The sequence below is a fragment of the Streptomyces tricolor genome (genome assembly GCF_002155905.1).
Classification (GTDB): Bacteria; Actinomycetota; Actinomycetes; order Streptomycetales; family Streptomycetaceae; genus Streptomyces; species Streptomyces tricolor.
Window position 1 is genome coordinate 1 of the sequence record NZ_MUMF01000150.1, and the last position, 7470, is coordinate 7470.

Genomic DNA, 7470 nt, shown 5'->3' on the forward strand with positions numbered 1-7470 from the left:
CACCCCGCGCCGCGGCGCGGTCGGCGAGTCTCGGTGTGCCCTGGGCCGGAGTGCCGTCCGGCAGCCAGGCCGGGCCGTCCGCCGCAGTGCCGTCCGGCGGCTGCGGCACGCCCTCCCGGGCATCGGCGGCGCGTGCGCCCCTGCGGTCCCCCCGCCGTGGCGTCATGTCCGGGGCGTCGCTCTTCGGGGCCGGTCCGCGGCGGCTGTGGCGTCCCACCCTGGCCCTCAGCTCCTCGCGTCCACGACGGCGCCGGCGCCCTCACCGGAGCCGTTCGCCGCCTGCGCCAGGAGGTCCCGGAAGGCGCCGGCCACCACGTCCGGGTACTCCATCATCGCCACATGCCCGGCGTCCGGCAGGGTCAGCAGACGGGAGTCCCGGAAGGCGCGGGCGGCCTTGGCTGCCATCCGGAAGCCGACGAGCTGGTCCCGGCCGCCGTAGATCAGCAGGGTGGGGGCGAGCACCCGCTCGGCCTGGCGCCACAGCCCGTGCTGGCCGCCGAGCGTGTAGGCGTTGACGATCCCGCGCGCGGAGCGGGCCATCGCGTCCCAGAAGTACGGCAGTCGCAGCCGCCGCTCCAGCTCCTCCACGGCATGCCGGAACGCCTCCGGCGAGACCCGCGCGGGGTCGCCGTAGCAGAGCGCCATGACCCCGCGCACCCGCTGCTCGGCCGTCCACTCCTTGGTGAGCCGGGTGAACAGGGCGGCGATGCCGGGGACGGCGAGCAGTCCCGTCGGCACCGCGGTGCGCTGCACCCGCAGCTCGGGCAGGGCGGGCGAGACGAGCGTGAGCGTGCGGACCAGGTCGGGGCGTACGGCGGCCACGCGCGTGGTGACCGCGCCGCCGAGCGAGTTCCCGAAGAGGTGGACGGGGCCGCGGCCGGCCGCGTCGAGATAGCGGATCACCGCGCGCGCGTGCCCGGTGACGGAGTAGTCGCCGTCGTCCGGGGGCGGGGAGTCGCCGAAGCCCGGCAGGTCGACCGCCTCGCTGTCGACGACGCCGTCCAGCTCGGCCATGAGCGACGACCAGTTCTGCGAGGAGCCGCCGAGCCCGTGGACGTACAGCGCGGGCGGCAGGCCCTCGCGCGCGGGGCGCCGGGAGCGGACCGACAGGGTGACACCGGGCAGGCCCACGGACCGCAGCCGCTCGCCCTCACCGACCCGGACGGGCGCCACCCTGGGAAGCACACTGGCGGCCGGCACGGAGGGCGACTCGGTCGAAGACATGCGGCAATGTTACGAGGTGATCACGCCGGGATTCGTGTGTTCGCCGTCACAGCGTGAACCCGTACCGGGCTGGAAACCCTGTGCGGCGAACGGGCCTGACGGCATGGCGTCCGGATCAGCTGTCTCCTAGGCTCGTACAGAGGGCACCCGCGTGTGGCCCCTGCTGTTTTCAGGGACGTTCGTAGGAAGGGAGCCCGTCATGGCCTATGACCCCATCGAGCCCGACGCGATCGAGGACATCGAGGACCTGGAGGCGGACGCGGTGCAGGAACGGGACGTCGAGGCGCCCGAGGTGGACGCCGCGGAGCAGCACGCGGACATCGCGCCGGACCGCGACGACCCCCTGACGGGCATGGACCCGGACCGCGCCAACGTGGCCGATCTGGTCGAACAGGCGCGCGTGGTCGCGCTCGACGAGGACGACTACCGCTGACGTCCGACCCGGGGTCCGGCGCGGACGACCGCCGCTGACCTCGCAGGACCGCACGGGACCCGGCCGGCCGCACCAGGCGGGCCGCACGGCTTTCGCCGTCGTCCGGTACGTGAAATTCTGCGCCCGCACCGCGCACACCACGGTTACCGAAACGTACGATGGCCGCGCGGCCGACACCGCATGTGGACGACTTTGGGAGGCGGCGTGACAGCCATCGAGCAAACTGAGGCAGCACGCCCGCGTGGCACCCGTCTGCCGCGCCGAGCCCGACGGAACCAGTTGCTGGGCGCCGCTCAGGAGGTTTTCGTCGCACAGGGCTACCACGCGGCGGCGATGGACGACATCGCCGAGCGGGCCGGTGTGAGCAAGCCGGTGCTCTACCAGCACTTCCCCGGCAAGCTGGACCTCTACCTCGCCCTGCTGGACCAGCACTGCGAGTCGCTGATCCAGTCCGTGCGCAGCGCGCTGGCGTCGACGACCGACAACAAGCAGCGCGTGCGGGCCACCATGGACGCCTACTTCGCGTACGTGGAGGACGACGGCGGGGCCTTCCGGCTGGTCTTCGAGTCGGACCTGACGAACGAACCCGCGGTGCGCGAGCGCGTGGACAAGGTCACCAACGAGTGCGCCGAGGCCATCTGCGACGTCATCGCCGAGGACACCGGCCTCTCGCGCGCGGAGTCGATGCTGCTGGCCTCCGGACTGGGCGGACTCGCCCAGGTGGTGGCCCGCTCCTGGCTGCACAGCGACCGCAGCGTCCCGCGCGATCAGGCGGTGCAGCTGCTGACCTCGCTGGCCTGGCGGGGCATCGCCGGTTTCCCGCTGCACGGCACCGAACACCACTGACGGCCGTTTGTTCCCGGACGGTGTTCGCTCGTGGCGTTCCGGCCCACCGCGTCCACGTCCCCTCACCGGGCTAATGTGTGCTGGGTACGGCGCGGATGATCGCGCACATCACTGACCGTCGGAGGGACATAGCCGTGGAGGTCAAGATCGGCGTGCAGCACGCGCCCCGCGAGATCGTTCTGGAGAGCGGTCAGAGCGTCGAGGAGGTCGAACGCGTGGTGGCCGAGGCGCTGGCCGGGAAGACGGGGCTGCTCAGCCTCCAGGACGAGAAGGGCCGCAAGGTCCTGGTGCCGACGGACCGTCTGGCGTACGTGGACATCGGTGAGCCGACCGTGCGCAAGGTGGGCTTCGGCGCGCTGTAAGCCGTAGTCGCGCGAAGGGCCCGGCGGCCGTGTGCCGCCGGGCCCTCGCGCGTACGTGCGGTGCACCCGGACGTGCGTACGGCCGCACACACGGACGGATCACAACTCCTCCACAGCGCAGGATTGCAATCCGCAGGTCACGGGTAAGACGGGCTACGACCGTCGAGCCAGACCGGCCGTGGGAGGGACCCCGACATGATTCTCGAAGCACTCGGCTCCGCCGTGCTCGGTCTGCTCCTCGCGTGGGCGGCGACAGTCGGCCTCGGCCACCGGCTGCCGGCCCGTCCGCTGGTCTACTGCACGGGCGTCGCCGGAGCCCTCTTCGGCGACTTCGTCACCCACACGGCCCTCGGCCCCGGCACCGCCCTGCTCAGCCTGCTGGGCGCCGCGGCCATCTCGGTGGCGTCCCTGTCCCTGCTGCTGCGCCCGACCGGCCGTCTGCGCCGACGATCGGCGACGGCGTAAGGCCCGAGCAGAAGGCGGCATGGGGGGCGGCGACGGCGCGGCCGGGCCGCGAGGGGCGCGGGAACTGCGCGAGCGACCACCAAGCGCCCGCAACCACGAGACGACCGGCGCCCACCCCCACGGAGTGCTACGCCGCGAGGCCGAGCGCGGCCATCCGCTTGGTGTGCGCCTCCGTGATCCGCGAGAACATCTTCCCGACCTCGGCGAGGTCGAAGCCGTCGGCCACCCCGCCCACGAGCATCGTGGACAGCGCGTCCCGGTCCGCGACCACCCGCTGGGACTGCGACAGCGCCTCGCCCATCAGCCGCCGCGCCCACAGCGCCAGCCGGCCGCCCACGCGCGGGTCGGCGTCGATGGCGGCCCGCACCTTCTCCACCGCGAAATCGGCGTGCCCGGTGTCGTCGAGCACGGCCAGCACCAGCTCGCGGGTGTCGGAGTCGAGCCGGGCCGCGACCTCGCGGTAGAAGTCGCTCGCGATCGAGTCGCCGACGTACGCCTTGACCAGGCCCTCCAGCCAGTCCGACGGCGCGGTCTGCTTGTGGAAGCCGTCGAGCGCGGCCACGAACGGGTCCATCGCCGCCGTGGGCTCCTCGCCGATCTCGGTCAGCCGGTCCCGCAGCCGTTCGAAGTGGTGGAACTCGGCCGAGGCCATCTTCGCCAGCTCCGCCTTGTCCGCGAGGGTCGGCGCCAGCTTGGCGTCCTCCGCGAGCCGCTCGAACGCCGCCAGCTCCCCGTACGCCAGCGCGCCGAGCAGGTCCACGACCGCGGCGCGGTACTGCGGGTCGGCGGACGCCTGCGCCCAGTCCTGGGCGGCGACACCGGTGGGTTCGGCGGGTTCGGCGGACGCGTTCTCAGGCTTGTCAGAGCTAGTCATGAGGCGCACAATAGCCCGCTTGGCGCCTCTCTCAAGTCCCCGGCCGATCACTGTGACCACGACTACGTGACCAAATCGGCCATCGCATGTGCGCGAATCCGGGGTATGGTGGTAATGCGCCTGCCAGAGTGCGTCGACGGTGTTCGACGTGTCCCGACAGGCCGCATGCATGAGGATGCCCGGTCGGTGGCCCGATCGGCTCCGACCCGACAGCCCTCCAAGGCCGTACGGCAGTGATCGTACGACGACAGGAGGGACCCTCAGCGGTACGAGCGCTCGAGCGTCGGCAGAGGTCCCGTGTCATACGGCTCGCCCCGAGTGGTTGGTCCGTACGGCAGCCGACGTCCCCGGCACGGTCAGACATGACCCCCGCGCTCGCCTCGCACCGCGCACACAGAAGAGGCAGCACCCTGACTACGACGTTTCGTGAACTCGGAATCCTCCCCGAGACCGCCGAGGCCCTGGAAGCCGTCGGCATCATCACCCCCTTCCCCATTCAGGAGATGACGCTCCCCGTCGCCCTTTCCGGCACGGACGTCATCGGCCAGGCCAAGACCGGCACCGGCAAGACGCTGGGCTTCGGCCTCCCGCTCCTCGAGCGCGTCACCGTCCCCGCCGACGTCGAGGCCGGACGCGCCGCCCCCGAGGCCCTCACCGACGCCCCGCAGGCGCTCGTCGTCGTCCCCACGCGCGAGCTGTGCACCCAGGTCACCAACGACCTGCTGACGGCCGGCAAGGTCCGTAACGTGCGCGTCGCCGCGATCTACGGCGGCCGGGCCTACGAGCCCCAGGTGGAGGCCCTGAAGAAGGGCGTCGACGTCGTCGTCGGCACCCCGGGCCGGCTCCTCGACCTCGCGGGCCAGAAGAAGCTGAACCTGAAGCACGTCAAGTGCCTGGTCCTCGACGAGGCCGACGAGATGCTCGACCTGGGCTTCCTGCCCGACGTCGAGAAGATCATCAACATGCTGCCGGCCAAGCGCCAGACCATGCTGTTCTCGGCCACCATGCCGGGCGCGGTCATCGGCCTCGCGCGCCGCTACATGTCCCGGCCCACGCACATCCGCGCCACCGCGCCGGACGACGAGGGCGCCACGGTCGCGAACATCAAGCAGTTCGTCTACCGCGCGCACAACATGGACAAGCCGGAGATGGTCGCCCGCATCCTGCAGGCCGAGGGCCGCGGACTGGCGATGATCTTCTGCCGTACGAAGCGGACGGCGGCCGACATCGCCGAGCAGCTCCAGCGGCGCGGGTTCGCCTCCGGCGCGGTCCACGGCGACCTCGGCCAGGGCGCCCGTGAGCAGGCCCTTCGGGCGTTCCGCAACGGCAAGGTCGACGTCCTCGTCTGCACCGACGTCGCCGCGCGCGGCATCGACGTCGAGGGCGTGACCCACGTCATCAACTACCAGTCCCCCGAGGACGAGAAGACCTACCTGCACCGCATCGGCCGTACGGGCCGCGCGGGCGCCAAGGGTACGGCGATCACGTTCGTCGACTGGGACGACATCCCGCGCTGGCAGCTGATCAACAAGGCGCTGGAGCTGGACTTCAACGACCCGGTGGAGACGTACTCCAGCTCCCCGCACCTGTTCACCGACCTCAACATCCCCGCGGGCACCAAGGGCATCCTGCCGCGCTCGGAGCGGACCCGTGCCGGTCTGGACGCGGAGGAGCTGGAAGACCTGGGTGAGACCGGCGGGCGGGGCGCACGCGGCCGAGACCGGGGTGGCCGTGGCGGCCGTGCCGAGTCGGCCCCGGCCGAGCGGGAGCGCCCGGCCCGTACGCCGCGCCGGCGCCGCCGCACCCGCGGCGGAGCACCGGTGGACGCCGCGCCGGCGTCCCCGGCCGCGCCGGCCGCCGAGACCGCCGGTGCGGAGGAGACCCCGGCCGCGACCCGCACCCCGCGCCGCCGTCGCCGTACCCGCGGCGGAGCGCCGACGGAGCCGGTGACGGCCGCCGCGGCGCCCACGACCCCCGCGGAGGCCGCCGTCGAGACGGTGGCCACGGCGGAGGGCCCCGCCGTCCTGGACACCCCGGACACGCAGGAGAAGCCGCGCCGCCGCCGCACCCGCAAGTCGGTCGCGCCGGAAGCGCCGGCGACCGAGTCCGCCGGCGCACCCGCTCCGGCGGCCGAGTCGACGCCGGCCGAGTCCCCGGCGGCCGAGCCGACCGCGGCCGTGACCGACTCCGTGATCGCGGAGAGCCCGGTGGCGGAGCCCGCGCCCGAGTCCGCTCCGGCCGCGGAGACCAAGCCGCGGCGCCGCACCCGGAAGACGGCCGAGCCGGCCCCGTCCGGTGCCGCCGAGGCGGAGGCCGAGGCCGAGGCGAAGCCGCGCCGCACCCGCAAGACCGCCGCTGCCGCCGAGGCCGCCGTGGACACCGCGGAAGGCACGGAGACCAAGCCGCGCCGCACCCGCAAGACCACGGCTGCCGCACCGGAAGCGACCGAAGCGGAGCCCCAGGCCGAGGCCAAGCCGCGCCGCACCCGCAAGACCGCCGCAGCCGCGCCGGAAGCCCCCGAGGCCGAGGCCGAGGCCAAGCCGCGCCGGACCCGCAAGACCGCAGCAGCCGCCGAGGCCGCCGTGGACACCGCGGAAGGCACGGAAGCCAAGCCGCGCCGCACCCGCAAGACCACGGCTGCCGCACCGGAAGCGACCGAAGCGGAGCCCCAGGCCGAGGCCAAGCCGCGCCGCACCCGCAAGACCGCCGCAGCCGCCGAGGCCGCCGTGGACACCGCGGAAGGCACGGAGGCCAAGCCGCGCCGGACCCGCAAGACCGCCGCAGCCGCCGAGGCCGCCGTGGACACCGCGGAAGGCACGGAGACCAAGCCCCGCCGCACCCGCAAGACCGCCGCAGCCGCGCCGGAAGCCCCCGAGGCCGAGGCCAAGCCGCGCCGCACCCGGAAGGCCGCGACCGCCGCCGTGGACGCCGTCGACGGGGAAGCCGTCGCCGCTCCGAAGGCACGGCGGACCCGTAAGGCCGTCGCCGAGGCGGCTGCTCCGGAGATTCCGGCGCAGGCCACCGAGGAGCCGGAGGTCAAGCCGCGGCGCCGGACCCGCAAGACCGCGGCGTCCGCCGCCGAGGCGGCCGGTGACAGCGCCGAGGTGACGCCCAAGCCGCGCCGGGCCCGTAAGGCCACGGCCGCCGTGGAGGCCCCCGAGGCCTGATCGGCGCCGCCCGCGCGGTGGCCACGTTTCCACCGGTCCGATGGCCGGGTTCACGACAGTGGACCCGGCCATCGGCGTTCCGCCGCACCACCCCACCCC

Annotated in this window: 7 protein-coding genes; 5 read left to right on the forward strand and 2 right to left on the reverse strand. The window is 73.7% G+C overall.

Going from position 1 to position 7470, the window contains the following annotated elements:
* Positions 1-225 precede the first annotated feature (225 nt).
* Positions 226-1224, reverse strand: coding sequence for an alpha/beta fold hydrolase (locus CCN44_RS12085; protein WP_059252467.1), 999 nt, complete (start codon positions 1222-1224; stop codon positions 226-228).
* 199 nt (positions 1225-1423) lie between these two features.
* Between CCN44_RS12085 and CCN44_RS12090 the strand changes: the two genes are divergently transcribed.
* From CCN44_RS12090 to CCN44_RS12105, 4 genes are all read left to right on the forward strand, one after another.
* Positions 1424-1657, forward strand: a complete 234-nt coding sequence (locus tag CCN44_RS12090; RefSeq protein WP_059252466.1) for a hypothetical protein — start codon at positions 1424-1426, stop codon at positions 1655-1657.
* A 204-nt stretch (positions 1658-1861) separates the two neighbouring features.
* Positions 1862-2503 (forward strand): TetR/AcrR family transcriptional regulator, encoded by a 642-nt coding sequence (locus CCN44_RS12095; protein WP_059252465.1) that lies wholly within the window; start codon positions 1862-1864, stop codon positions 2501-2503.
* Positions 2504-2637: 134 nt separating this feature from the next.
* Complete coding sequence (locus CCN44_RS12100) at positions 2638-2865, forward strand: DUF3107 domain-containing protein (protein ID WP_055706876.1); 228 nt, start codon at positions 2638-2640, stop codon at positions 2863-2865.
* 195 nt (positions 2866-3060) lie between these two features.
* A complete protein-coding gene (locus CCN44_RS12105; protein ID WP_059252464.1) occupies positions 3061-3330 on the forward strand; it encodes a hypothetical protein in 270 nt (89 codons plus the stop codon).
* A 127-nt stretch (positions 3331-3457) separates the two neighbouring features.
* On the opposite strand, the gene CCN44_RS12110 is transcribed toward CCN44_RS12105, so the two are convergent.
* On the reverse strand, positions 3458-4204 hold the full coding sequence (locus CCN44_RS12110) for a ferritin-like fold-containing protein (protein WP_059252463.1): 747 nt from the start codon (positions 4202-4204) through the stop codon (positions 3458-3460).
* A 503-nt stretch (positions 4205-4707) separates the two neighbouring features.
* Here CCN44_RS12110 and CCN44_RS12120 point away from each other — a divergent pair.
* Entirely contained in the window at positions 4708-7371 is a 2664-nt protein-coding gene (locus CCN44_RS12120) for a DEAD/DEAH box helicase (protein WP_086697653.1), read from the forward strand.
* Positions 7372-7470 lie beyond the last annotated feature (99 nt).

What these genes read in the sequence shown, in the direction of transcription:
- CCN44_RS12120 (WP_086697653.1), top strand. Translation starts at nt 4,708, where the DNA reads ATGACGCTCCCCGTCGCCCTTTCCGGCACGGACGTCATCGGCCAGGCC.
- CCN44_RS12110 (WP_059252463.1), bottom strand. Translation starts at nt 4,204, where the DNA reads ATGACTAGCTCTGACAAGCCTGAGAACGCGTCCGCCGAACCCGCCGAA.
- CCN44_RS12105 (WP_059252464.1), top strand. Translation starts at nt 3,061, where the DNA reads ATGATTCTCGAAGCACTCGGCTCCGCCGTGCTCGGTCTGCTCCTCGCG.
- CCN44_RS12085 (WP_059252467.1), bottom strand. Translation starts at nt 1,224, where the DNA reads ATGTCTTCGACCGAGTCGCCCTCCGTGCCGGCCGCCAGTGTGCTTCCC.
- CCN44_RS12090 (WP_059252466.1), top strand. Translation starts at nt 1,424, where the DNA reads ATGGCCTATGACCCCATCGAGCCCGACGCGATCGAGGACATCGAGGAC.